At 62.4% G+C, this 22,105-nt stretch carries 23 protein-coding genes; 19 read left to right on the top strand and 4 right to left on the bottom strand.

Annotated features, from left to right (window positions below; translation table 11 throughout):
* The first annotated feature begins 26 nt into the window (after positions 1-26).
* Both pyrC and rnt read left to right on the top strand, forming a co-directional pair.
* The gene (pyrC, locus tag K8374_RS05090; protein ID WP_224458160.1) at positions 27-1,073 is read left to right on the top strand and encodes a dihydroorotase; all 1,047 of its coding nucleotides are present in this window, start codon (positions 27-29) and stop codon (positions 1,071-1,073) included.
* Positions 1,074-1,129: 56 nt separating this feature from the next.
* Positions 1,130-1,741 (top strand): ribonuclease T, encoded by a 612-nt coding sequence (rnt, locus tag K8374_RS05085; protein WP_230381177.1) that lies wholly within the window; start codon positions 1,130-1,132, stop codon positions 1,739-1,741.
* Positions 1,742-1,818: 77 nt separating this feature from the next.
* On the opposite strand, the gene K8374_RS05080 is transcribed toward rnt, so the two are convergent.
* Positions 1,819-2,421 carry a peroxiredoxin gene (locus K8374_RS05080; protein ID WP_084856025.1) on the bottom strand — a complete coding sequence of 201 codons (603 nt, stop codon included), beginning with the start codon at positions 2,419-2,421 and terminating at the stop codon, positions 1,819-1,821.
* 215 nt (positions 2,422-2,636) lie between these two features.
* Here K8374_RS05080 and K8374_RS05075 point away from each other — a divergent pair, with 215 nt between their 5' ends.
* Entirely contained in the window at positions 2,637-2,858 is a 222-nt protein-coding gene (locus K8374_RS05075) for a bacterioferritin-associated ferredoxin (RefSeq protein ID WP_084856023.1), read from the top strand.
* 199 nt (positions 2,859-3,057) lie between these two features.
* The gene (gene bfr, locus K8374_RS05070) at positions 3,058-3,531 is read left to right on the top strand and encodes a bacterioferritin (protein ID WP_084856022.1); all 474 of its coding nucleotides are present in this window, start codon (positions 3,058-3,060) and stop codon (positions 3,529-3,531) included.
* Between the two features lie 86 nt (positions 3,532-3,617).
* Here bfr and grxD read toward each other — a convergent pair whose 3' ends face one another.
* A complete protein-coding gene (grxD, locus tag K8374_RS05065; protein WP_043206518.1) occupies positions 3,618-3,953 on the bottom strand; it encodes a Grx4 family monothiol glutaredoxin in 336 nt (111 codons plus the stop codon).
* Positions 3,954-4,392: 439 nt separating this feature from the next.
* Between grxD and argF the strand changes: the two genes are divergently transcribed.
* The 4 genes from argF (at position 4,393) to K8374_RS26305 (ending at position 7,709) form a co-directional block, all read left to right on the top strand.
* Complete coding sequence (gene argF, locus K8374_RS05060) at positions 4,393-5,313, top strand: ornithine carbamoyltransferase (RefSeq protein ID WP_196144239.1); 921 nt, start codon at positions 4,393-4,395, stop codon at positions 5,311-5,313.
* Positions 5,310-6,419, top strand: a complete 1,110-nt coding sequence (locus K8374_RS05055; RefSeq protein WP_224458159.1) for an ABC transporter ATP-binding protein — start codon at positions 5,310-5,312, stop codon at positions 6,417-6,419. The genes argF and K8374_RS05055 overlap by 4 nt, the downstream gene beginning before the upstream one ends.
* 361 nt (positions 6,420-6,780) lie before the next feature.
* Positions 6,781-7,278: an IS110 family transposase gene (locus K8374_RS26310; protein WP_318010858.1), complete on the top strand. Its 498-nt coding sequence runs from the start codon at positions 6,781-6,783 to the stop codon at positions 7,276-7,278.
* Positions 7,275-7,709, top strand: a complete 435-nt coding sequence (locus K8374_RS26305) for a transposase (protein ID WP_318010859.1) — start codon at positions 7,275-7,277, stop codon at positions 7,707-7,709. Before K8374_RS26310 ends, K8374_RS26305 begins: the two co-directional genes overlap by 4 nt.
* 112 nt (positions 7,710-7,821) lie before the next feature.
* On the opposite strand, the gene ybaK is transcribed toward K8374_RS26305, so the two are convergent.
* Positions 7,822-8,292: a Cys-tRNA(Pro) deacylase gene (ybaK, locus tag K8374_RS05045; RefSeq protein WP_224458158.1), complete on the bottom strand. Its 471-nt coding sequence runs from the start codon at positions 8,290-8,292 to the stop codon at positions 7,822-7,824.
* Positions 8,293-8,594: 302 nt separating this feature from the next.
* On the opposite strand from ybaK, the gene K8374_RS05040 reads away from it, so the two are divergent.
* The 11 genes from K8374_RS05040 to K8374_RS04990 all read left to right on the top strand — a co-directional run bounded on the left by K8374_RS05040 (position 8,595) and on the right by K8374_RS04990 (position 20,887).
* Positions 8,595-9,446, top strand: a complete 852-nt coding sequence (locus tag K8374_RS05040; RefSeq protein ID WP_224458157.1) for an MIP/aquaporin family protein — start codon at positions 8,595-8,597, stop codon at positions 9,444-9,446.
* 65 nt (positions 9,447-9,511) lie between these two features.
* Positions 9,512-11,011: a glycerol kinase GlpK gene (glpK, locus tag K8374_RS05035; RefSeq protein WP_224458156.1), complete on the top strand. Its 1,500-nt coding sequence runs from the start codon at positions 9,512-9,514 to the stop codon at positions 11,009-11,011.
* A 156-nt stretch (positions 11,012-11,167) separates the two neighbouring features.
* Complete coding sequence (gene glpR / locus K8374_RS05030; protein ID WP_084856008.1) at positions 11,168-11,923, top strand: DNA-binding transcriptional repressor GlpR; 756 nt, start codon at positions 11,168-11,170, stop codon at positions 11,921-11,923.
* A gap of 159 nt (positions 11,924-12,082) precedes the next feature.
* Positions 12,083-13,654 (top strand): glycerol-3-phosphate dehydrogenase, encoded by a 1,572-nt coding sequence (gene glpD, locus K8374_RS05025; protein ID WP_224458155.1) that lies wholly within the window; start codon positions 12,083-12,085, stop codon positions 13,652-13,654.
* A 359-nt stretch (positions 13,655-14,013) separates the two neighbouring features.
* Positions 14,014-14,934 carry a glutamate/aspartate ABC transporter substrate-binding protein gene (locus tag K8374_RS05020; RefSeq protein ID WP_084856003.1) on the top strand — a complete coding sequence of 307 codons (921 nt, stop codon included), beginning with the start codon at positions 14,014-14,016 and terminating at the stop codon, positions 14,932-14,934.
* A gap of 145 nt (positions 14,935-15,079) precedes the next feature.
* The gene (locus K8374_RS05015; protein ID WP_224458154.1) at positions 15,080-15,826 is read left to right on the top strand and encodes an amino acid ABC transporter permease; all 747 of its coding nucleotides are present in this window, start codon (positions 15,080-15,082) and stop codon (positions 15,824-15,826) included.
* Positions 15,827-16,498, top strand: coding sequence for an amino acid ABC transporter permease (locus K8374_RS05010; protein WP_224458153.1), 672 nt, complete (start codon positions 15,827-15,829; stop codon positions 16,496-16,498).
* Entirely contained in the window at positions 16,495-17,229 is a 735-nt protein-coding gene (locus tag K8374_RS05005; RefSeq protein ID WP_043206506.1) for an amino acid ABC transporter ATP-binding protein, read from the top strand. Before K8374_RS05010 ends, K8374_RS05005 begins: the two co-directional genes overlap by 4 nt.
* 64 nt (positions 17,230-17,293) lie before the next feature.
* Complete coding sequence (locus K8374_RS05000; protein ID WP_224458152.1) at positions 17,294-19,198, top strand: ATP-binding protein; 1,905 nt, start codon at positions 17,294-17,296, stop codon at positions 19,196-19,198.
* Between the two features lie 64 nt (positions 19,199-19,262).
* A complete protein-coding gene (locus K8374_RS04995; protein WP_263498531.1) occupies positions 19,263-20,537 on the top strand; it encodes a sigma-54-dependent transcriptional regulator in 1,275 nt (424 codons plus the stop codon).
* Positions 20,538-20,560: 23 nt separating this feature from the next.
* Positions 20,561-20,887, top strand: coding sequence for a GlpM family protein (locus K8374_RS04990; RefSeq protein ID WP_224459273.1), 327 nt, complete (start codon positions 20,561-20,563; stop codon positions 20,885-20,887).
* Between the two features lie 159 nt (positions 20,888-21,046).
* Here the strand turns inward: K8374_RS04990 and K8374_RS04985 are convergent, their stop codons facing one another.
* Positions 21,047-22,045: an alpha/beta fold hydrolase gene (locus K8374_RS04985; RefSeq protein WP_224458150.1), complete on the bottom strand. Its 999-nt coding sequence runs from the start codon at positions 22,043-22,045 to the stop codon at positions 21,047-21,049.
* Positions 22,046-22,105: the final 60 nt, after the last annotated feature.

Raw genomic sequence — 22,105 nt, 5'->3', positions numbered from 1 at the left:
TGAGTTCGACCCGCCTGGAATCTCCAATGTCCGATCGCCTGACCCTCCTGCGTCCCGACGACTGGCACATCCATCTGCGCGATGGTGCCGTCCTGCCCCATACCGTTGGCGACGTGGCGCGTACCTTCGCCCGCGCCATCATCATGCCCAACCTGGTCCCGCCGGTACGCAACGCCGTCGAGGCCGGCGCCTATCGCGACCGCATCCTGGCCGCACGCCCGGCAGGCAGCCGCTTCGAGCCGCTGATGGTGCTGTACCTCACCGACCGTACCAGCGCCGAGGACATCCGCGCGGCCAAGGCCAGCGGTTTCGTGTACGCCGCCAAGATGTATCCGGCCGGCGCCACCACCAACTCCGACTCGGGCGTGACCAGCATCGACAACATCACGCCGGCGCTCGAGGCCTTGGCCGAAACCGGCATGCCGCTGCTGGTGCACGGCGAAGTGACCCGTGCCGAGGTCGATGTGTTCGACCGCGAGAAGCGCTTCATCGACGAGCACCTGGCCCGCGTGGTCGAGCGCTTCCCCACGCTGAAAGTGGTGTTCGAGCACATCACCACCGCCGATGCCGCGCAGTTCGTCCTGCAGGCCCCGGCCAACGTCGGCGCGACCATCACCGCACAGCACCTCTTGTACAACCGCAACCACATGCTGGTCGGCGGTATCCGCCCGCACTTCTATTGCCTGCCGATCCTCAAGCGCAACACCCACCAGGTGGCGCTGCTGGACGCGGCCACCAGCGGCAACAGCAAGTTCTTCCTCGGCACCGATTCGGCACCCCATGCCCGTCATGCCAAGGAAGCCGCCTGCGGCTGCGCCGGCTGCTATACGGCCTACGCTGCCATCGAGCTGTATGCCGAGGCCTTCGAACAGCGCAATGCGCTGGACAAGCTCGAAGGTTTCGCCAGCCTGCACGGCCCGGCGTTCTATGGCCTGCCGGCGAACACCGACACCATTACCCTGGTTCGCGACGAGTGGACCGCTCCCGACAGCCTGCCATTCGGTGACAACACCGTGGTTCCGCTGCGCGCCGGTGAAAAACTGCGCTGGCGTCTGCTGGAGGAGAAGGCGTGAGCGAAGCGTTCTACGAAGACGACCAGGAAGGTCAAGGCAGCAGCGTTCGCCACCCGATGGCCGAGCGCTTCCGCGGTTACCTGCCCGTGGTGGTGGATGTGGAAACCGGCGGTTTCAACAGCGCCACTGACGCGCTACTCGAAATCGCTGCCGTCACCATCGGCATGGATGAGAAAGGTTTCCTGTTCCCGGAGCACACCTACTTCTACCGGGTCGAGCCTTTCGAGGGGGCCAACATCGAGCCGGCGGCCCTGGAGTTCACCGGTATCAAGCTGGACCACCCGCTGCGCATGGCGGTGAGCGAGGAAACGGCGCTCACCGACATCTTCCGTGGGGTGCGCAAGGCATTGAAGGCCAATGGTTGCAAGCGGGCCATCCTGGTCGGCCACAACAGCAGTTTCGACCTGGGCTTCCTCAATGCCGCCGTGGCGCGCAACGACCTCAAGCGCAACCCGTTCCATCCTTTCTCCAGCTTCGACACGGCCACCCTGGCTGGCCTGGCCTATGGCCAGACCGTACTGGCCCGCGCCTGCCAAAGCGCCGACATCGATTTCGATGGGCGTGAAGCCCACTCGGCACGCTACGACACCGAGAAGACCGCCGAGCTGTTCTGCGGCATCGTCAACCGCTGGAAGGAAATGGGCGGCTGGCGCGACTTCAACGACTGACCTGCTACTGAACCCTTGGGCCGCTACAGGCATAAAAAAACCGGCCATGATGGCCGGTTCTTTTATTCGCGTGGCAATTACAGCTTGCCAGCGTTCTCGCTCAGGTAGGCAGCAACGCCTTCCGGCGAAGCGGTCATGCCCTTGTCGCCTTTCTTCCAGTTGGCAGGGCAGACTTCGCCGTGCTCTTCGTGGAATTGCAGGGCGTCGACCAGGCGCAGCAGTTCTTCCATGTTGCGGCCCAGCGGCAGGTCGTTGACGATCTGCGAACGGACAACGCCGTTCTTGTCGATCAGGAAAGCGCCACGGAAGGCTACGCCGCCTTCGGACTCAACGTCGTAGGCCTTGCAGATGTCGTGGGAGATGTCTGCAGCCAGGGTGTACTTGACCGGGCCGATACCGCCGTTGTTGACGGGGGTGTTACGCCAGGCGTTGTGGGTGAAGTGCGAGTCGATCGACACGCCGATCACTTCCACGCCGCGTGCCTGGAAGTCAGGGATGCGATGGTCCAGAGCGATCAGCTCGGATGGGCAGACGAAGGTGAAGTCCAGTGGGTAGAAGAACACCAGGCCGTATTTGCCCTTGATGGCCGAAGCCAGGTTGAAGCTGTCGACGATCTCGCCGTTGGCCAGTACGGCCGGAACGGTGAAGTCGGGGGCTTGTTTACCAACGAGTACGCTCATTCGTTATCTCCTTGATGGTGGTGAAATCAGATACCCGGGAGGGTCGACCTGCCCCGGTATCCAGCAAAGGTTGCCCATCATACACGGCTTCTGGTGACAGGCCGAATCCAACCGCCGGTCGCACCGACACAAGGCCGGAGGAAAGTTCTTTGACACGCATTCTCATTACCATTAAGCTCCACCCCATCGAGCCTCAACCATGATGGTCTGACCTTATGTATGTGTGTCTTTGTGTCGGCGTTACCGACGGACAGATTCGCGATGCGATCTATGAAGGATGCTGCAGCTACAAGGAAGTCCGGGCCGCCACCAATGTCGGCAGCCAATGTGGCAAGTGCGCATGCCTGGCCAAGCAGGTGGTCCGCGAGACACTGACCGAACTCCAGGTCAGTCAGCAGGCGGCCCTGCCCTACCCCGTTGAGTTTAACGTGGCTTGAACCATCGAATTCGAAGAACCGGACCCAGTGTCCGGTTTTTTTATGCCTTCAATTCAATAAGTTAGCGTTCGAACGCGGTTCACAAACATTCTTATTCCTATTAATTTTCACTTACTATTCAATAACTTAGGTTTGACAGAGACCCTGGTCGGGCTCAGACTTCCTGTATTGGCACACTTCAACAGGGCAGGAACCCGACATGAAAGGCGACGTAAGCGTCATCCAGCATCTCAACAAGATCCTCGGAAACGAGCTGGTCGCGATCAACCAGTACTTCCTGCACGCGCGGATGTACGAGGACTGGGGCCTGAACAAACTCGGCAAGCACGAGTACAAGGAATCCATCGACGAGATGAAGCACGCTGACAAATTGATCAAGCGTATTCTTTTCCTCGAAGGCATCCCCAACGTGCAGGACCTGGGCAAGTTGCTGATCGGCGAACACACCAAGGAAATGCTCGAGTGCGACCTGAAGATCGAACAGAAAGGCCTGGTCGACCTCAAGGCGGCCATCGCCCATTGTGAGACCGCCGGTGATTTCGGCTCCCGCGAACTGCTCGAAGACATCCTCGAGTCCGAGGAAGAGCACATCGACTGGCTGGAGACCCAGCTGGGCCTGATCGACAAGGTGGGTATCGAGAACTACCTGCAATCGCAGATGGGTGAGGAATAAGCCTAGGCGGGCAGGCAACGCGTTCCCTGCTCCATGAAAAAGCCCCGCCTAGGCGGGGCTTTTTCATGCCTGCGACAAAAGCCGGATCAGGCTTCGGAGGCCTTGGCCTTGGCGGCGGCTTCCTTGATCAGGGTCTGCAGCTCACCCTTTTCGAACATCTCCAGCATGATGTCGCTGCCGCCGACCAGCTCGCCACCGACCCACAGTTGCGGGAAGGTCGGCCAGTTGGCGTACTTGGGCAGGTTGGCGCGGATTTCCGGGTTCTGCAGGATGTCGACGTAGGCGAACTTCTCGCCACAACCCATAACGGCCTGCGCGGCACGCGCCGAGAAGCCGCACTGTGGGGCATTCGGCGAGCCTTTCATGTAAAGCAGAATGGTGTTGTTGGCGATCTGCTCTTTGATTGTTTCGATGATATCCATGAAGCACCTCGGCTGAACTTTCCGACGCGATCGTCGGCACGGTGACGCATTGTAACGGAAAGCCGAGCTGCATGCTCGGCCTTGCCAGCCCCGTTGCGGCCTGCGCATGCACAGGGGCGTCGCGTGGTATTTATGGAGGCTGGGCGCTTCGGACTCCACGACACCAGCGGCATGATTCGCGACGCAGGGTTTGCCAAAGGGCGGACAAGCCGTGTACAACCCACCTGTGGAAAATAAAAAACAGTACGCTCACAAGGGCTTACGACATTCCTTGCAACAGAGCTGCTGTGCCCCCTCTTGGTTTCAGGCGACATTTAATTATAGTATTGCGCCTTCCCCCTATTCCGTCCGCCCCGTGCGGCTTACGCCGCAGGTCGCTCCCGTTGTCAACAAAACCATACGGTCGACCTGCAAACCGTTGCAGATAAGGTAGTCAATCATGAGCGCTAGGCACTTTCTCTCCCTGATGGATTTCACCGCTGACGAACTGCTCGGCGTGATCCGTCGAGGCATCGAGCTGAAGGACCTGCGCAAGCGAGGCGTGCTGTTCGAGCCACTGAAGAACCGCGTGTTGGGGATGATCTTCGAGAAGTCCTCCACCCGTACCCGGGTGTCGTTCGAAGCCGGCATGATCCAGCTCGGCGGCCAGGCCATCTTCCTCTCGCCCCGCGATACCCAGCTGGGCCGTGGCGAGCCGATCGCCGACAGCGCCATCGTGCTGTCGAGCATGCTCGATGCGGTGATGATCCGCACCCATGCCCACAGTACCCTCACCGAGTTCGCCGCCAACTCGCGGGTGCCAGTGATCAACGGCCTGTCCGACGAATCGCACCCCTGCCAGTTGCTGGCCGACATGCAGACCTTCCTCGAACACCGCGGTTCGATCCAGGGCAAGACCGTGGCCTGGATCGGCGACGGCTTCAACATGTGCAATTCCTACATCGAGGCAGCCCTGCAGTTCGATTTCCAGCTGCGCATCGCCTGCCCGGAAGGCTACGAGCCCGATCCACGCTTCCTCGCCCTGGGCGGTGATCGCGTGCAGGTCATTCGTGACCCCAAGCAAGCCGTGCAAGGTGCCCACCTGGTGACCACGGATGTCTGGACTTCCATGGGCCAGGAGGAGGAAACTGCACGGCGCCTGGCGCATTTCGCGCCTTACCAGGTCACCCGCGAACTGCTCGACCTGGCGGCACCCGACGCCCTGTTCATGCACTGCCTGCCCGCCCACCGTGGCGAGGAAATCAGCCAGGACCTGCTCGACGACCCTCGTTCGGTCGCCTGGGACCAGGCTGAAAACCGCCTGCATGCACAGAAGGCCCTCCTGGAATTCCTTGTAGAACCGGCTTACCACCACGCATGAGTCAACCGCTATTGCTCAACCTGCGCGACCTGGCCTGTGGCTATGGCGACCAGCGCATCGTCCAGAACCTCAATCTGCACCTGAACGCAGGCGACATCGGTTGCCTGCTGGGCTCCTCAGGTTGCGGCAAGACCACCACCCTGCGCGCGATCGCTGGCTTCGAGCCCGTGCATGAAGGCGAGATCCAGCTGGCCGGCGAAGTCATCTCCCGCGCAGGGTTCACCCTGGCACCGGAGAAGCGCCGGATCGGCATGGTGTTCCAGGACTACGCCTTGTTCCCCCACCTGACCGTGGCGCAGAACATCGCCTTTGGCCTTGGCAAGCATCCACGCCCGAACGAGGTGGTCGAGGAAATGCTCGACCTGGTCAAGCTCGGCGGCCTGGGCGGGCGCTACCCCCACGAGCTGTCCGGCGGCCAGCAGCAACGGGTGGCCCTGGCCCGCGCCCTGGCACCGGAGCCGCAGTTGCTGTTGCTCGACGAGCCCTTCTCCAACCTGGACGTGGAACTGCGCCGACGCTTGAGCCATGAGGTACGCGATATCCTCAAGAGCCGAGGCACCAGCGCCATCCTGGTCACCCATGACCAGGAAGAAGCCTTTGCCGTCAGCGACCAGGTCGGGGTATTCAGGGAAGGCCGCCTGGAGCAATGGGACACGCCCTACAACCTCTATCACGAACCGCAGACGCCATTCGTCGCCAGCTTCATCGGCCAGGGCTACTTCATCCGTGGCCAGATGAGCAGCCATGAGGCGGTCAAGACCGAGGTGGGCGAACTGCGCGGCAACCGTGCCTACACCATGGCGCCGGGTAGTTCGGTGGACGTGCTGCTGCGTCCGGACGACATCATCCACGCGCCGGACAGCGACCTGCGGGCGAATATCGTCGGCAAGAGCTTCCTCGGGGCCTCGACCCTGTACCGGCTGCAACTGCCCACCGGCAGCCAGTTGGAAGCGATCTTCCCGAGTCACGTCGACCATCAGGTCGGCCAGGAGATCGGCATCAACGTGGCCGCTGACCACCTGGTGCTGTTCCCGGTACCAGGCAGTGTCGCGGCGCAACTGCCGCGGCAGGAAAACGGCGTGCGCCGCTACAGCTCGGCGACCTGATCACCACCTTGGCGCCGCTACGCCCCATGTAAGAGCGGGCTTGCCCCTCGATCGGGCGCGCAGCGGCCGCAAACCAGCCAACTCGGTCTGGCTGATGAATCGAAGTAGCTGATTTCACGGCCGCTGCGCGCCCGATCGCGGGGCAAGCCCGCTTGTGTCTTCGCAAGAGGTAAGGTGTTAGGTGAGAGGGGTGGACGGCAAGCTGCTAGCTCGCGGTGCCATGAGCACGGGTAGGAGCCGAGCTGCCGTCCACTCTTCTCGCTCTGGCTCAAGCTCGAACAGTTGACTGAGTCCGACCTCGAACAACAAGCGTGAGCCAGGCCAGAGCGACCTCTCATCTTCAAGACTAGAGGCTTTACTCATGTCTGCCTATGCCGGAATCGATGTTTCCAAAAATACCTTGCAAGTGGCCCTGTATCCCGAGGCCTCCGAGCTTTGCGTGACCAATGATGCTGCAGGGCTCGAAGTTATCGCCCAACATTTCAAAGCCCATGCGGTCGAGCGTGTGCTGGTCGAAGCTACCGGCGGTTACGAAAAGCTGTCGATCCGGTTGCTGGCCAAGGCCGGTTTGAAAGTGCAGCGAATCAATCCTGCCCGGGCACGTCAATTCGCCCTAGCCATGGGCAAGCGAGCCAAGACTGACCCTATCGATGCACGGATGCTAGCCTTATTTGCCTCCGCCTTGGAGGACAAGCATTTCGTTGTACCTGACGAGGCTCGCGAGCACCTGACCGAACTGGTCAATCAGCGCGATAGCTGGTCCAGCAACGCGATGACAATCGTCGCCGCATCAAGCAGGCCTCGCTGCCTGTTGTGCTGGAGCACTATAAAACGCTCGAATCGACATTACGCGTCTTGATCAAGGCATGCGATGAACAGATCGCTGAGCAGAGTCGCCGTGTCGATGCAGACCTATTCGAACGCTTGAGCGAGATCAAGGGTGTGGGCAACGTCACCATTGCCAGTCTGTTCTGCTATCTGCCGGAACTGGGTGATCTGAACCGTGCGCAAGTAGCTGCCCTGGCGGGTGTGGCGCCCTACAACAACGACAGTGGGACCAAAAACGGAAAGCGCCATGTCTACGGCGGCCGGGCGAAACTGCGTCGTGCGGCCTACATGTGCACCTTGGTGATGGCACGCGTGAATCCAGATTTTAAAGCGCGATGGGCCCGGCTGCGCGCGAGCGGTAAGCCAGCAAAAGTAGCGCTGGTGGCATGCATGCGCGTGCTGCTGGTGAGGCTCAATGCCATGGTGCGTGATGGAACGCCATGGCGTGATCAGCCTGTCTGAAGGCACATCGGGTAGGCAGACTGGTGTCTGCCTACCGCTGATACGTGCATTGGTCGGGTGGAAGTGAAAGACAGTTGGCTCCTACAGAGGGTGAGCGCTGTGGCTGAAGCCTTCAGCCCCGGCCGATCTCGGCGAACGCCCCTTGGGTATGCTCGGCCAGCACCGTTGCGGCCAGTTCTACCTCCAACCCACGCCGCCCGGCGCTCACATGGATGCTGTCAAATTGCTTTGCCGATGCATCGATGAACGTGCGCAGGCGCTTCTTCTGCCCCAGCGGGCTGATCCCGCCCACCAGGTAGCCGGTTGAACGCTGTGCTACCGCCGGGTCCGCCATTTCGCACTTCTTGACTCCCGCTGCCTGCGCCAGCGCCTTGAGGTCGAGCGTGCCACCTACCGGTACCACCGCCACCAGCAATTCCCCCTTCTCACTGCTGGCCAACAGGGTCTTGAACACACGCTGCGGATCAAGCCCCAGTTTCTCTGCCGCCTCAAGGCCATAGGACGAAGATTTCGGATCATGTTCATAGCTGTGCACGCGATGTTCGGCACGCACCTTCTTCAAAAGATCGAGGGCGGGGGTCATGTACGGCTCCAATCGGTGACAAGTCGGCGGCTACTTTAGGCCAATTCCTACAACCCGACCAGCGTAGCGCCAACGCGCCGGTCTGGCCCGGGAGTTACGACCGAGATACGCATCCAGAATGTGACCGAACGTTCACTTTCGACCTTTGACATCAGCGTTTCTTGTCTATATTTTTTCGTTTCTGAATAAATGACACCTTTTTAAAGGTGCATTCCTACACGTGTCCGGCGTCAACGGGGATAGACACCGGACCTTGCTGTCGAGCGCCCAGTGCCTCACAACAACAAGAAACGAGGTCATACATGACGACTGCTCTACGACAACCGACCCTGTCCGGTCAATGCATGGCCGAATTTCTCGGCACCGCGCTGCTCATCTTCTTCGGCACCGGCTGTGTCGCCGCGCTCAAGGTCGCCGGTGCCAGCTTCGGGCTCTGGGAAATCAGCATCATCTGGGGGGTCGGCGTGAGCATGGCGATCTACCTCACCGCCGGCATTTCCGGCGCGCACCTGAACCCGGCCGTGAGCATTGCCCTGTGCCTGTTCGCCGGCTTCGACAAGCGCAAACTGCCGTTCTACATCCTCGCCCAAATCTGCGGCGCCTTCTGCGCCGCCGCGCTGGTCTATGGGTTGTACAGCAACCTGTTCTTCGATTTCGAACAGGCCCATGCCATGGTCCGCGGCAGCGAAGCCAGCCTGGAACTGGCGTCGGTGTTTTCCACCTACCCACACCCGGCCCTGTCCATCGCCCAGGCTTTTCTCGTCGAAGTGGTGATCACCGCCATCCTCATGGCCGTGATCATGGCCCTGACCGACGACAACAACGGCCTGCCCCGAGGCGCCATGGCGCCGCTTTTGATCGGCCTGCTGATCGCGGTGATCGGCAGCGCCATGGGGCCTCTGACCGGCTTTGCGATGAACCCGGCACGCGATTTCGGGCCTAAACTGATGACATTCCTGGCCGGCTGGGGCGAGATGGCCTTTACCGGCGGGCGCCCCATTCCCTATTTCCTGGTTCCGGTGTTCGCACCGATCCTCGGCGCATGCCTGGGGGCAGCCCTGTACCGAGGCCTGATCGCCCGCAACCTGCCGATGGCGCAAACCGCGAACCCGCAAACAGACAACAACCCACAGGGCGACACCCAGGCTTCCTGAGGTCGGCGCGCCGGCAAGACACCCGGCCCCCCTGACCACCTCCTATTTTGTGCAAGGCCACCGACATGACAGATTCCCAGGACAAGAACTACATCATCGCCCTGGACCAGGGCACCACCAGTTCGCGGGCCATCATCTTCGACCGGGACGCCAACGTGGTCGGCACCTCCCAGCGCGAGTTCGTGCAGCATTACCCGCAAGCCGGCTGGGTCGAGCACGACCCGATGGAGATCTTCGCAACCCAGAGCGCGACCATGGTCGAAGCCTTGGCCCAGGCCGGCATCAGCCATGCCCAGGTCGCCGCGCTGGGTATCACCAACCAGCGTGAAACCACGGTGGTCTGGGACAAGGAAACCGGGCGCCCGGTGTACAATGCCATCGTCTGGCAATGCAGGCGCAGCACCGAGATCTGCGAGCAGCTCAAGCGCGACGGCCACGAAGCCTACATTCGCCAGACCACCGGCCTGGTCACCGACCCCTACTTCTCTGGTACCAAGCTCAAGTGGATCCTCGACAACGTCGAAGGGGCCCGCGAACGTGCGGAGCGCGGCGAGCTGTTGTTCGGCACTGTCGATACCTGGCTGATCTGGAAATTCTCCGGCGGCAAGGTACATGTCACCGACTACACCAATGCCTCGCGCACCCTGATGTTCAACATCCACACGCTGCAATGGGACGAGAAGCTCCTGCAGATTCTCGGCATCCCTCGCCAGATGCTGCCCCAGGTGCGTCCCTCCTCCGAAGTCTACGGCCATACCAAGAGCGGCATCGCCATCGCCGGCATCGCTGGTGACCAGCAGTCTGCCCTGTTCGGGCAGATGTGCGTCGAGCCCGGCCAGGCCAAGAACACCTACGGCACCGGTTGCTTCCTGCTGATGAATACCGGCGACAAGGCGGTGACCTCCTCCCACGGCCTGCTCACCACCATCGCCTGCGGCCCACGCGGCGAAGTGGCCTATGCGCTGGAGGGCGCGGTGTTCAATGGCGGCTCCACCGTGCAGTGGCTGCGCGACGAGCTGAAGATCGTCAACGACGCCTACGACACGGAGTATTTCGCCAGCAAGGTCAAGGACAGCAACGGCGTCTATCTGGTACCGGCCTTCACCGGCCTGGGCGCGCCCTACTGGGACCCTTATGCCCGCGGCGCCCTGTTCGGCCTGACCCGGGGTGTCAAGGTCGACCACATCATCCGCGCCGCCCTGGAGTCGATCGCCTACCAGACCCGCGACGTGCTCGACGCCATGCAACAAGACTGCGGCCAGCGCCTGAGCGAACTGCGCGTGGACGGCGGTGCGGTGGCCAACAACTTCCTCATGCAGTTCCAGGCCGACATTCTCGGCACCTGCGTGGAGCGGCCAAAAATGCGCGAAACCACAGCCTTGGGCGCTGCCTACTTGGCGGGCCTGGCCTGTGGTTTCTGGAGCGGCCTGGACGAATTGCGAGACAAGGCGATCATCGAACGTGAGTTCAGCCCGCAGTTGGACGAAGCGCAGAAGGAAAAGCTCTACAAAGGCTGGCGCAAGGCCGTGGACCGAACCCGCGATTGGGAAGATCACGAGGCCTGAGCCTGCAGATCTCGTCTGCCTGGCCCGACCGATCGCCGACAAGCCGGCGATAGGGCCAAGGCAGGCAATACGCCGAACCTGAGGTAGCAGGCTGGCCGTCATCCTCTTCCTACGGCATCATTGCAGAATTTGTCCGGCTGCCCCCAAGGACCGCCCATGAATCTGCCTCCCCGCCAACAACAAATCCTCGAACTGGTGCGCGAGCGTGGTTACGTCAGTATCGAAGAAATGGCGCAGCTGTTCGTCGTCACCCCCCAAACCATCCGTCGCGATATCAACCAGCTCGCCGAAGTGAACTTGCTGCGGCGTTACCACGGCGGCGCGGCATACGACTCGAGCATCGAGAACACCGCCTATGCCATGCGCGCCGACCAGATGCGCGACGAGAAGCAGCGCATCGCCGAAGCCGTGGCCCAGCAAATTCCCGACCATGCTTCGTTGTTTATCAACATCGGCACCACCACCGAATCCATTGCCCGTGCACTGCTCAACCACAGCCACCTGAAGGTCATCACCAACAACCTGCACGTGGCCGCGATCCTGGGCGCCAAGGACGACTTCGAGGTGCTGGTGGCCGGCGGCACGGTACGGCGCGACGGCGGTGTGGTCGGCCAGGCCAGCGTCGACTTCATCAACCAGTTCAAGGTCGACTTCGCCGTGGTCGGCATCAGCGGCATCGACGAGGATGGCAGCCTGCTGGACTTCGACTACCAGGAAGTGCGGGTCTCTCAGGCGATCATCACCAACGCCCGCCAGGTGATCCTGGCCGCGGACTCGAGCAAATTCGGCCGTAACGCCATGGTTCGCCTGGGCTCGATCAGCCTGGTCGATTGCCTGGTGACGGACCAGCAGCCCACCCCTGCCCTGACCCAACTGTTGAACCAGCACAAGATTCGCCTCGAAGTGGTCTGAAAGGGCCAATCGCGGGACTAGCCGGACCGCGATTGGGCTGCCAGGTCCGGCGCAGATGTTCGGTATTGTTCATTTCTTTGTCATCAGATCAGTTTTTTCTATAGAGACTGACTGGCGGACGCCTTTTCGTTGCGCTAGTATTTTCGAAAACGAACATCAATGTTCACTTTCGATGTGAACCGCGCCCAGGAGGCCCTTGCCGTGACCCACTCCGCTCCGTCCCTGCCCCCGCTCGCCGATTGCTACGACCTCGCCGTGATCGGCGGCGGCATCAATGGCGTGGGCATTGCCGCCGACGCGGCCGGTCGCGGCCTGAAGGTATTTCTGTGCGAAAAGGACGACCTGGCAAGCCACACCTCCTCGGCCAGCAGCAAGTTGATCCACGGTGGCCTGCGCTACCTGGAGCATTACGAGTTCCGCCTGGTTCGCGAGGCGCTGGCCGAGCGCGAAGTCTTGCTGGCCAAGGCACCACACATCGTCAAGCCGATGCGCTTCGTCCTGCCCCATCGCCCGCACCTGCGCCCGGCCTGGATGATCCGCGCCGGCCTGTTCCTCTACGACCACCTGGGCAAACGCAAGCGCCTGGGTGCCTCGCGCAGCCTGCGCTTCGGCCCTGGGAACCCGCTCAAGCCAGCCATCACCCGCGGCTTCGAATACGCAGACTGCGCAGTGGACGACGCCCGCCTGGTGGTGCTCAACGCCATGGCCGCCCGTGAGAAAGGCGCGCATATCCATACCCACACCCGCTGCCTGCGCGCCGAGCGCGTCGGCGGCGTGTGGGAAGTCGAGCTGCTGCATGCCGATGGCCGCCAGCAGAGCATCCGCGCCCGCGCGCTGGTCAATGCCGCCGGGCCCTGGGTGGCCAGCTTCATCAAGGACGACCTCAAGCTGGAAGCGCCCTACGGCATCCGCCTGATCCAGGGCAGCCACATCATCGTCCCGCGCTTGTACGAGGGCGAACACGCCTACATCCTGCAGAACGAAGACCAGCGCATCGTGTTCGCCATTCCCTACCTGGAGCGCTTCACCCTGATCGGCACCACCGACCGGGAATACAGCGGCGACCCGGCGCAGGTGGCGATCACCGACGCGGAAACCGACTACCTGCTCAAGGTGGTCAACGAGCACTTCAACCACCAGCTCAGCCGCGCTGACATCCTGCATACCTACTCTGGCGTGCGCCCGCTGTGCAACGACGAGTCGGACAACCCTTCGGCCGTCACCCGCGACTACACCCTGGCGCTGGCCGCCAGCGAAGGCCAGGCTCCATTGCTGTCGGTCTTCGGTGGCAAGCTGACCACCTACCGCAAGCTGGCCGAGTCGGCGATGGTCGAACTCAAGCCATTCTTCACCCAGATGCGCGACAGCTGGACCGCCACCGCGCCGCTGCCTGGCGGTGAAAACATGACCACCGTCCGGGCACTGGTGGATGCCCTGTTGGCACGCCACGGCTGGCTGCCGATGGACATCGCCAAACGCTGGGCAGTGACCTACGGCAGCCGTGTATGGCAATTGCTCGAGGGTGTACAAGGGCCCGAAGACCTTGGCCAGTCGATTGGCGGAGGCCTGTTCACACGCGAAGTGGACTACTTGTGCAAGCAGGAATGGGCCCTCGAGGCCGACGACATTCTCTGGCGCCGCACTAAACTGGGGCTGTTCACCAGCGAAGCCGAGCGTCAGGCATTGCGCGACTACCTGCACCAGGCCCAGGCCAGGCAACAGGCAGCCTGACAGCAAGCTGGTGGGGCCGCTCGAAGCTGTCGGATAAAGCACAACGGCCCTGGAGAGCAGTCTGTCCTGTGGTTCGATGAGCGCCTGCTGGGCGATCGCGTTAATACCACCAGCAGCCCTATCGTTCGGTTTTCCGAACGGCGTCATCGACGCTATTCGGAAAACCGTACGCATCACACCCGCGCGCAAACGTCAAAAAAGATTCATCCCCTGACATTTCGGGCCTTTACTATCAATCTCAGAGCTTGGCACGACTCATGCTCTACACTCAGTAGCCGAATGCACCCGCTTCTGTTGTATTCGTAGAACGAAGAGTCCGCCAACGGCTCCATAAAAAAAACAACGTCGAGGAAAATTTGATGCGTATCGTTCGTCAACTGTTGGGCGCCGCCATCGCGGCTGCGGTCATCGCTTCGCCGGCCATGGCCGAAGAGCTGACCGGCACCCTGAAGAAGATCAAGGATTCGGGCACCATCACCCTGGGCCACCGCGACTCCTCCATTCCGTTTTCCTACCTGGCAGGCAAGCCACAGCCCGTGGGCTACTCCCACGACATCCAGCTGGCCGTCGTCGAAGCGCTGAAGAAACAGCTCAACGTGCCTGACCTGAAGGTGCGCTACAACCTCGTCACCTCCCAGACCCGCATCCCGCTGGTGCAGAACGGCACCGTGGACCTGGAGTGCGGCTCCACCACCAACAACGTCGAGCGCCAGCAACAGGTCGGCTTCTCGGTGGGCATCTTCGAAGTCGGTACCCGCCTGCTGACCAAGGTCAAGGACGGTCAACCGGCCTACAAGGACTTCCCGGACCTGGCCGGCAAGAACGTGGTGACCACCGCCGGCACCACGTCCGAGCGCATCCTCAAGGCGATGAACGCCGACAAGCAGATGAAGATGAACGTGATCTCCGCAAAAGACCACGGTGAAGCCTTCAACATGCTCGAAAGCGGCCGCGCCGTGGCCTTCATGATGGACGACGCCCTGCTGGCCGGCGAAATGGCCAAGGCACGCAAGCCTGCCGACTGGGTCATCACCGGCACGCCGCAGTCCTACGAGATCTACGGCTGCATGGTGCGCAAGGGTGACGAGGCGTTCAAGAAAGCGGTCGATGACGCCATCATCGCCTATTTCAAGTCGGGCGAAGTCAACAAGAGCTACGAGAAGTGGTTCCAGCAGCCGATCCCGCCAAAAGGCCTGAACCTGAACTTCCCGATGAGCGAAGAGCTGAAAAAACTGATCGCCGAGCCGACCGACAAGGCAGCGGACGAGAAGAAGTCCTGAACCTCAGCCAGTGGCCGGGGGCTCGAGCCGAGCCGTAATCAACCCGACAGGCCACTCATTAGTGTCTAACCTTTCAACCGAGGGCGCTCGCCGCCCTCGGTTGCTCGAAGGTGCCCGTGAAACAACCGTCTGAGGGGAAATCCCGATGAATTACAACTGGGACTGGGGCGTGTTCTTCAAGTCCACCGGCGTGGGTAGCGAAACCTACCTGGACTGGTACATCGCCGGTCTGGGCTGGACCATCGCCATCGCCATCTCCGCCTGGATCATCGCCTTGTTGCTGGGCTCGCTGCTCGGTGTGATGCGCACCGTGCCGAACCGCCTGGTATCAGGCATCGCCACCGCCTATGTGGAGCTGTTCCGCAACGTACCGCTGCTGGTGCAGCTGTTCATCTGGTACTTCCTGGTACCCGACCTGCTGCCCGAAGGCCTGCAGGAATGGTTCAAGCAGGACCTGAACCCGACCACTTCGGCCTTGATCAGCGTGGTCATCTGCCTGGGCCTGTTCACCGCCGCGCGGGTCTGCGAACAGGTGCGCACCGGTATCCAGGCCCTGCCCCGTGGGCAGGAGTCGGCCGGCCGGGCGCTGGGCTTCAGCCTGCCGCAGATCTACATGAACGTGCTGCTGCCCCAGGCCTATCGGATCATCATCCCACCGCTCACTTCGGAGTTTTTGAACGTGTTCAAGAACTCCTCGGTGGCCTCGCTGATCGGCCTGATGGAGTTGCTGGCGCAAACCAAGCAGACCGCCGAGTTTTCGGCCAACCTGTTCGAGGCCTTCACCCTGGCCACGCTGATCTACTTCACCCTGAACATGGGCCTGATGCTGTTCATGCGCCTGATCGAGAAGAAAGTCTCGGTACCGGGCCTGATTTCCGTGGGGGGCAAGTAAATGGACATGGATTTCAGCGAAATCATCCCCGCCCTGCCCGCCCTCTGGGAAGGCATGGTAATGACCCTGCAACTGATGGTCATGGGCGTGGTCGGCGGCATCGTGCTGGGCACTATCCTGGCACTGATGCGCCTGTCGTCGAGCAAGCTGCTGTCGAACCTGGCCGGCGCCTACGTCAACTATTTCCGCTCCATCCCGCTGCTGCTGGTGATCACCTGGTTCTACCTGGCGGTACCGTTCGTGCTGCGCTGGATCACCGGCGAAGACACTCCGGTGGGCGCGTTCACCTCCTGCGTGGTGGCGTTCATGATGTTCGAAGCCGCGTACTTCTGCGAAATCGTGCGTGCCGGCGTGCAGTCGATCTCCAAGGGCCAGATGGGTGCCGCGCAGGCACTGGGCATGACCTATGGCCAGACCATGCGCCTGATCATCCTGCCCCAGGCCTTCCGCAAGATGACGCCGCTGCTGCTGCAACAGAGCATCATCCTGTTCCAGGACACCTCGCTGGTCTACACCGTAGGCCTGGTGGACTTCCTCAACTCGGCCCGCTCCAACGGCGACATCATCGGGCGCTCCCATGAGTTCCTGATCTTCGCCGGTGTCGTCTACTTCCTCATCAGCTTCTCCGCTTCGTGGCTGGTCAAGCGCCTGCAAAAAAGGATCGCCGTATGATTTCCATCAAGAACGTCAACAAGTGGTACGGGGACTTCCAGGTGCTGACCGACTGCAGCACCGAGGTCAAGAAAGGCGAGGTGGTGGTGGTCTGCGGCCCGTCCGGCTCGGGCAAGTCCACCTTGATCAAGTGCGTCAACGCTCTGGAGCCATTCCAGAAAGGTGACATCGTGGTCGACGGCACCTCGATCGCCGACCCCAAGACCAACCTGCCCAAGCTGCGTTCGCGGGTAGGTATGGTGTTCCAGCACTTCGAACTGTTCCCACACCTGTCGATCACCGAGAACCTGACCATCGCCCAGCGCAAGGTGCTCGGCCGCAGCGAAGCGGAAGCCACCAAGAAGGGCCTGGCCCTGCTCGATCGCGTCGGCCTGGGCGCCCATGCCAAGAAGCATCCCGGGCAGCTTTCCGGTGGCCAGCAGCAGCGCGTGGCCATCGCCCGCGCGCTGTCGATGGACCCGATCGTCATGCTGTTCGACGAGCCGACTTCGGCGCTGGACCCAGAGATGGTCAACGAAGTGCTGGACGTGATGGTGGAACTTGCCCATGAGGGCATGACCATGATGTGCGTGACCCACGAGATGGGCTTTGCCCGCAAGGTGGCCAACCGGGTGATCTTCATGGACAAGGGCAGCATCATCGAGGATTGCCAGAAGGAAGACTTCTTCGGCAACCCCGAAGGCCGCCATGAACGCACCCAGCATTTCCTCAGCAAGATCCTGCAGCACTGAGTCGGCTCGCGCCGCTGCCCGGTGCATCCGGGCAGCGGACGCTGGTCGTGACAAGGCCACTGTGATGAAATGCGACCCCTCGCTCCTTCGCCCTGCCCAACCTGTCGTGAAATCCCGCCTGATTCGCCAATTGCTGCTGCCGCCGCTGATCATCCTGTTGATGGTCGGCCTGGGCCTGGCCGGCTACCTGATCAGCGAGAGCAACGGCATCCGCACCCTGAGCGAAAACGGCGAGCGCCAGCTCGAGCTGCATGCACGCACGGTCGAGAGCGAAATCAGCAAGTACACCTACCTGCCGAGCTTGCTGGAGCTCGAAGACAGCGTCTCGCGCCTGCTCACCGACCCCGACGGAGGTTATCGCCAGACCGTCAATGAATACCTCGAAGGCCTGAACCGCCGCAGCCGCAGCCGGGCCATCTTCGTACTCGACACCAGCGGCCGGGTCCAAGCCACCAGCAACTGGCGCGACGCCGACTCCTTCCTGGGCGAGGACCTGTCGTTCCGCGCCTATTTCCAGGACGCCGTGCGCGGCGAGCCTGGCCGCTTCTATGGCATCGGCAGCACCACCGGCGAAGCCGGCTACTACCTCGCCCACGGGCTGGAGGAGCACGGCAAGATCATCGGCGTGGCGGTGATCAAGGTGCGCCTGGACACCCTCGAGGAGCGCTGGCAACGGGCACGCCTGGAGGCGTTCGTCAGTGACGAGAACGGCATCATCATCCTCTCCAGCGACCCGGCCCGCCGGCTCAAGTCGGTACGCCCGCTCACCCCGCAGATCAAGGAGCGCCTGGCGCGCAGCCTGCAATACTACTGGTGGCCGCTGAACGAGTTGCAACCCTTGGCCCGCGAAACCCTGGCCGACGGCATAGAAAAGCTCACCTTCCCGGCCAACAGCGAAAGCGGCCAGGGCAAACCCCAGAACATGGCCTACCTGGCCCAGACCCGGCGCCTGGTCGATACCCCCTGGCATTTCACCCTGCTCACGCCGCTGCAGGACCTGCACCGCGAATCCATGGTACAGGGCATCCTGGTGGGCGTGGCCTTCGCCCTGCTGACGATCCTGGCCATCGCCTGGAACGAACGGCGCAAGGTAATCGCCACCCGCCTGGCCGCCCGCGAAGCCCTGGAAGAAGCCAACAGCCAGCTGGAGCGGCGCATCGCCGAGCGCACCGCCGACCTGCGCGCCAGCAACGAACGCCTGAAGGGGCAGATACGCGAGCGGCGACATGCCGAACAGACCTTGCGTCACGCCCAGGACGAACTGGTCCAGGCCGGCAAGCTGGCGGCCATCGGGCAGATGTCCACCAGCATCGCCCACGAGCTCAACCAGCCGCTGGCCGCCCTGCGGACATTGTCGGGCAACACCGTGCGCTTCCTCGAACGCGGCGCCCTGGAAACCGCCAGTACCAACCTGCGCACCATGAACGACCTGATCGACCGCATGGGGCGTATCACCGCCAGCCTGCGCTCTTTCGCCCGGCGCGGCGACGACAGCGGCCAGGCCTCGCTCCACAAGGCCGTGGAGGCCAGCCTGCAGGTGCTGGGCAACCGCATCGCCCGCTGCAACCTGCAATTGCATCGCCAGTTCGACGACCAGCTACTGGCCATCGACCAGACTCGCCTGGAGCAGATCCTGGTCAACCTGATCGGCAATGCCCTGGACGCCATGGCCAGCCAGCCCCAACCACAGCTCTGGCTGGAAGGCGAAATACAAGGCGACAAATACCGCCTGCGGGTGCGCGACAATGGCCATGGCATCGATGCCGAGGCTCGCAAGCACCTGTTCGAACCCTTCTTCACCACCAAACCCGGCGAGCATGGCCTGGGCCTGGGCCTGACCCTGTCGGCGAGCCTTGCCGCCGCCGCCAAGGGGTCCCTGGGCGTCGAGCATCCCGCCAGCGGCGGTACCGCCTTCGTCCTCGCCCTGCCCCTGGTCACGCCCACCGGCACATCGGCTGAACCACTATGAATAAAGGGTCCCCATGAACCAAGCACCCTTGACCGTCCTGATCGTCGAAGACGACCCCCACGTGCTGCTGGGTTGCCAGCAGGCACTGGCACTGGAGGACATCGCCTGCGAAGGCGTGGGCAGCGCCGAACAGGCGTTGGAACGCATCGGCGACGATTTCGCCGGTATCGTCGTCAGCGACATCCGCCTGCCAGGCATGGATGGCCTGGAACTGCTCGGCCGCCTCAAGGCGCGCGATCGCAGCCTGCCCGTGGTGCTGATCACCGGCCACGGCGATATCGACATGGCCGTCGGTGCCATGCGCAACGGCGCCTACGACTTCATGGAGAAACCGTTCTCCCCGGAGCGCCTGGTGGAGGTGGTGCGCCGCGCCCTGGAGCAACGCGGCCTGTCTCGTGAAGTGCATGCCCTGCGGCGCCAGCTGGCTGGCCAGAGCACCCTCGAGGGCCGCATCATCGGCCGCTCTGCGGCCATGCAGAATCTGCGCGAACTGATCGCCAATGTCGCCGATACCTCGGCCAACGTGCTCATCGAAGGCGAAACCGGTACCGGCAAGGAACTGGTCGCCCGCTGCCTGCACGATTTCAGCCGGCGCCAGGGCCAGCCCTTCGTTGCGCTCAATTGCGGTGGCCTGCCGGAGAACCTGTTCGAAAGCGAGATCTTCGGCCATGAAGCCAACGCCTTCACCGGTGCCGGCAAGCGGCGTATCGGCAAGATCGAGCATGCCAATGGCGGCACGCTGTTCCTCGATGAAGTGGAGAGCATGCCGATCAACCTGCAGATCAAGCTGTTGCGCGTGCTGCAAGAGCGTACCCTGGAACGCCTGGGCTCGAACCAGAGCATCCCGGTGGACTGCCGGGTGATCGCCGCCACCAAATCGGACCTGGACGCCATGGGCCAGACCGGCCAGTTCCGCAGCGACCTGTACTACCGCCTGAACGTGGTCACCCTGGAACTGCCGCCCTTGCGCGAGCGCCGCGAAGACATCCTGCAACTGTTCGAGCACTTCCTCCAGCAGTCGGCCTTGCGCTTCGACCGCGAAGTGCCGGAGCTCGACAGCCAGACCGTGTCGCGGCTGATGGCCCACGACTGGCCAGGTAATGTGCGTGAGCTGCGCAACGTCGCCGAGCGCCATGCCCTTGGCCTGCCGGCCTTCAAGAAAAGCGCGGGCGGCGCCAGCCAAGGGCTGGGGTTCGCCGAGGCAGTGGAAGCCTTCGAGCGCAACCTGCTCAGTGACGCCCTGCAACGCACCGGCGGCAACCTCAGCCAGGCCAGCCAGGAGTTGGGCATGGCCAAGACCACGCTGTTCGACAAAGTGAAGAAATACGGCCTGAGCTGAACCAAGGAACGCCAATGGACCTGATACTCAAGGCCAGCCTGGGCGCCGCCGTCGTGGTGCTCCTGGCCATTCTTTCCAAGACGCGCAACTACTACATCGCCGGGTTGGTACCGCTGTTTCCGACCTTCGCCCTGATCGCGCATTACATCGTCGGTAAAGGCCGGTCATTGGCGGACCTGAAGACCACCATCCTGTTCGGCATGTGGTCGATCATTCCCTATTTCATCTACCTGGCGGCATTGTACGTGCTGGTCGACAGAATGCGCCTGGAGGCCTCGCTGGCCCTGGCCACAGTGGCCTGGCTGGTGGCTGCGACGGTGTTGGTCACTTTGTGGATGCGCTTTCACTGAAACACCTCGGGCCGCGCTGCGGCCCAATCGTGGCACAAGCCACTTGTAGGAGCGGGCTTGTCCCGCGATCAAGGGCGAAGCCCTTGCCAGGCGACGGTGATATCAGGCCCGGCCTAATCGCGGGACAAGCCCGCTCCTACAGGGTCTGTGACGGTCCGGTTACAGAAGCCCTGCCACATGCCTCGGCGCTTCGCGATGGGATTGCAGATACGGCAGTACCGCCGCCAGCAACGGCCCCTTGAACGGCTCTTGGAAGCGATGGGCCAGGCCCGGAATCAATCTCAATTGGCTGCCCTGGATATGCGCCGCCAGGTGCACCCCATGCATCACCGGCAACAGCGGATCGGCCGTGCCGTGCACCACCAACGTCGGCACGCGCAGTTGGTTGAGCAGCGCCACCCGGCTCGGCTCGGCGAGGATCGCCATGATCTGGCGCTTGACGCCGTCCGGGTTGAAGGCCCGGTCATAGGCATCCGCAGCCTGTTGCAGCAACGCTGCGCGCTCGTCGGCGATATCGGGGCTGCCCAAGGCGGCCAGCAGGTCGGCCTGGTGCTCGATGGCGATAGCCCGGTTGGGCGCATCGCGACGCGCCAATAGTTGCACCAGCGCCGGGCTGGGCGCCGGCAAGCCCTCATCGCCGGAACTGGACATCATCAGCGTCAAACTGCGTACACGCTCCGGGGCCATGGCCGCCAGGTGCTGGGCGATCATGCCACCCATGCTGACCCCCAGTACATGGAACTGCTCGACGTGCAGCACATCCATGAGCCGCAAGCCGTCGCTGGCCATGTCGGTCAAGGTGTAGGGCGCGGCCACCGGCAGCCCCAGCTTGTAGCGCAGCAATTCGACGGTCAGGTTGGCCGAGGCCGGCGTTTGATTCCAGCGCGACAGGCCGACATCGCGATTGTCGTAACGGATGACGCGAAAACCCTGTCGGCACAAAGCCTCGACCACATCGTCGGGCCAATGGATCAACTGCCCCCCCAAGCCCATGACCAGCAGCAATACAGGGTCCGACGGCGCACCGACGCTTTGGTAGACCACGCTCAGCTCGCCCAGCTCGGCCCGTTGCACCGGCACCTGGGCGTCGCAGCGCTGCGCCGTTGCAGCGGCCGGCACGCTGATCAACAAGAATAAAAAGACCAATAAAGCCCGCATGAAAGAAACACCAGAATGCAGATCCCCAGTAGAGCGCGAGTCTGATGAAATCCCTTCGAG

This window comes from Pseudomonas sp. p1(2021b), assembly GCF_020151015.1.
GTDB lineage: Bacteria > Pseudomonadota > Gammaproteobacteria > Pseudomonadales > Pseudomonadaceae > Aquipseudomonas > Aquipseudomonas putida_K.
Note: the sequence above shows the minus strand (reverse complement) of the source record. Positions and strands in the feature narration are given on the sequence as shown.

Bases quoted from the DNA above. Each gene is read 5' to 3' on its own strand.
- bfr (WP_084856022.1), top strand. From the start codon at position 3,058: ATGAAAGGCGACGTAAGCGTCATCCAGCATCTCAACAAGATCCTCGGA.
- K8374_RS04985 (WP_224458150.1), bottom strand. From the start codon at position 22,045: ATGCGGGCTTTATTGGTCTTTTTATTCTTGTTGATCAGCGTGCCGGCC.
- K8374_RS05020 (WP_084856003.1), top strand. From the start codon at position 14,014: ATGCGTATCGTTCGTCAACTGTTGGGCGCCGCCATCGCGGCTGCGGTC.
- K8374_RS05055 (WP_224458159.1), top strand. From the start codon at position 5,310: ATGAGTCAACCGCTATTGCTCAACCTGCGCGACCTGGCCTGTGGCTAT.
- K8374_RS05005 (WP_043206506.1), top strand. From the start codon at position 16,495: ATGATTTCCATCAAGAACGTCAACAAGTGGTACGGGGACTTCCAGGTG.
- K8374_RS05040 (WP_224458157.1), top strand. From the start codon at position 8,595: ATGACGACTGCTCTACGACAACCGACCCTGTCCGGTCAATGCATGGCC.
- glpD (WP_224458155.1), top strand. From the start codon at position 12,083: ATGTTCACTTTCGATGTGAACCGCGCCCAGGAGGCCCTTGCCGTGACC.
- K8374_RS05075 (WP_084856023.1), top strand. From the start codon at position 2,637: ATGTATGTGTGTCTTTGTGTCGGCGTTACCGACGGACAGATTCGCGAT.
- argF (WP_196144239.1), top strand. From the start codon at position 4,393: ATGAGCGCTAGGCACTTTCTCTCCCTGATGGATTTCACCGCTGACGAA.
- K8374_RS05010 (WP_224458153.1), top strand. From the start codon at position 15,827: ATGGACATGGATTTCAGCGAAATCATCCCCGCCCTGCCCGCCCTCTGG.
- ybaK (WP_224458158.1), bottom strand. From the start codon at position 8,292: ATGACCCCCGCCCTCGATCTTTTGAAGAAGGTGCGTGCCGAACATCGC.
- rnt (WP_230381177.1), top strand. From the start codon at position 1,130: ATGGCCGAGCGCTTCCGCGGTTACCTGCCCGTGGTGGTGGATGTGGAA.
- glpR (WP_084856008.1), top strand. From the start codon at position 11,168: ATGAATCTGCCTCCCCGCCAACAACAAATCCTCGAACTGGTGCGCGAG.
- K8374_RS26310 (WP_318010858.1), top strand. From the start codon at position 6,781: ATGTCTGCCTATGCCGGAATCGATGTTTCCAAAAATACCTTGCAAGTG.
- K8374_RS05080 (WP_084856025.1), bottom strand. From the start codon at position 2,421: ATGAGCGTACTCGTTGGTAAACAAGCCCCCGACTTCACCGTTCCGGCC.
- pyrC (WP_224458160.1), top strand. From the start codon at position 27: ATGTCCGATCGCCTGACCCTCCTGCGTCCCGACGACTGGCACATCCAT.
- grxD (WP_043206518.1), bottom strand. From the start codon at position 3,953: ATGGATATCATCGAAACAATCAAAGAGCAGATCGCCAACAACACCATT.
- glpK (WP_224458156.1), top strand. From the start codon at position 9,512: ATGACAGATTCCCAGGACAAGAACTACATCATCGCCCTGGACCAGGGC.
- K8374_RS05000 (WP_224458152.1), top strand. From the start codon at position 17,294: ATGAAATGCGACCCCTCGCTCCTTCGCCCTGCCCAACCTGTCGTGAAA.
- K8374_RS05015 (WP_224458154.1), top strand. From the start codon at position 15,080: ATGAATTACAACTGGGACTGGGGCGTGTTCTTCAAGTCCACCGGCGTG.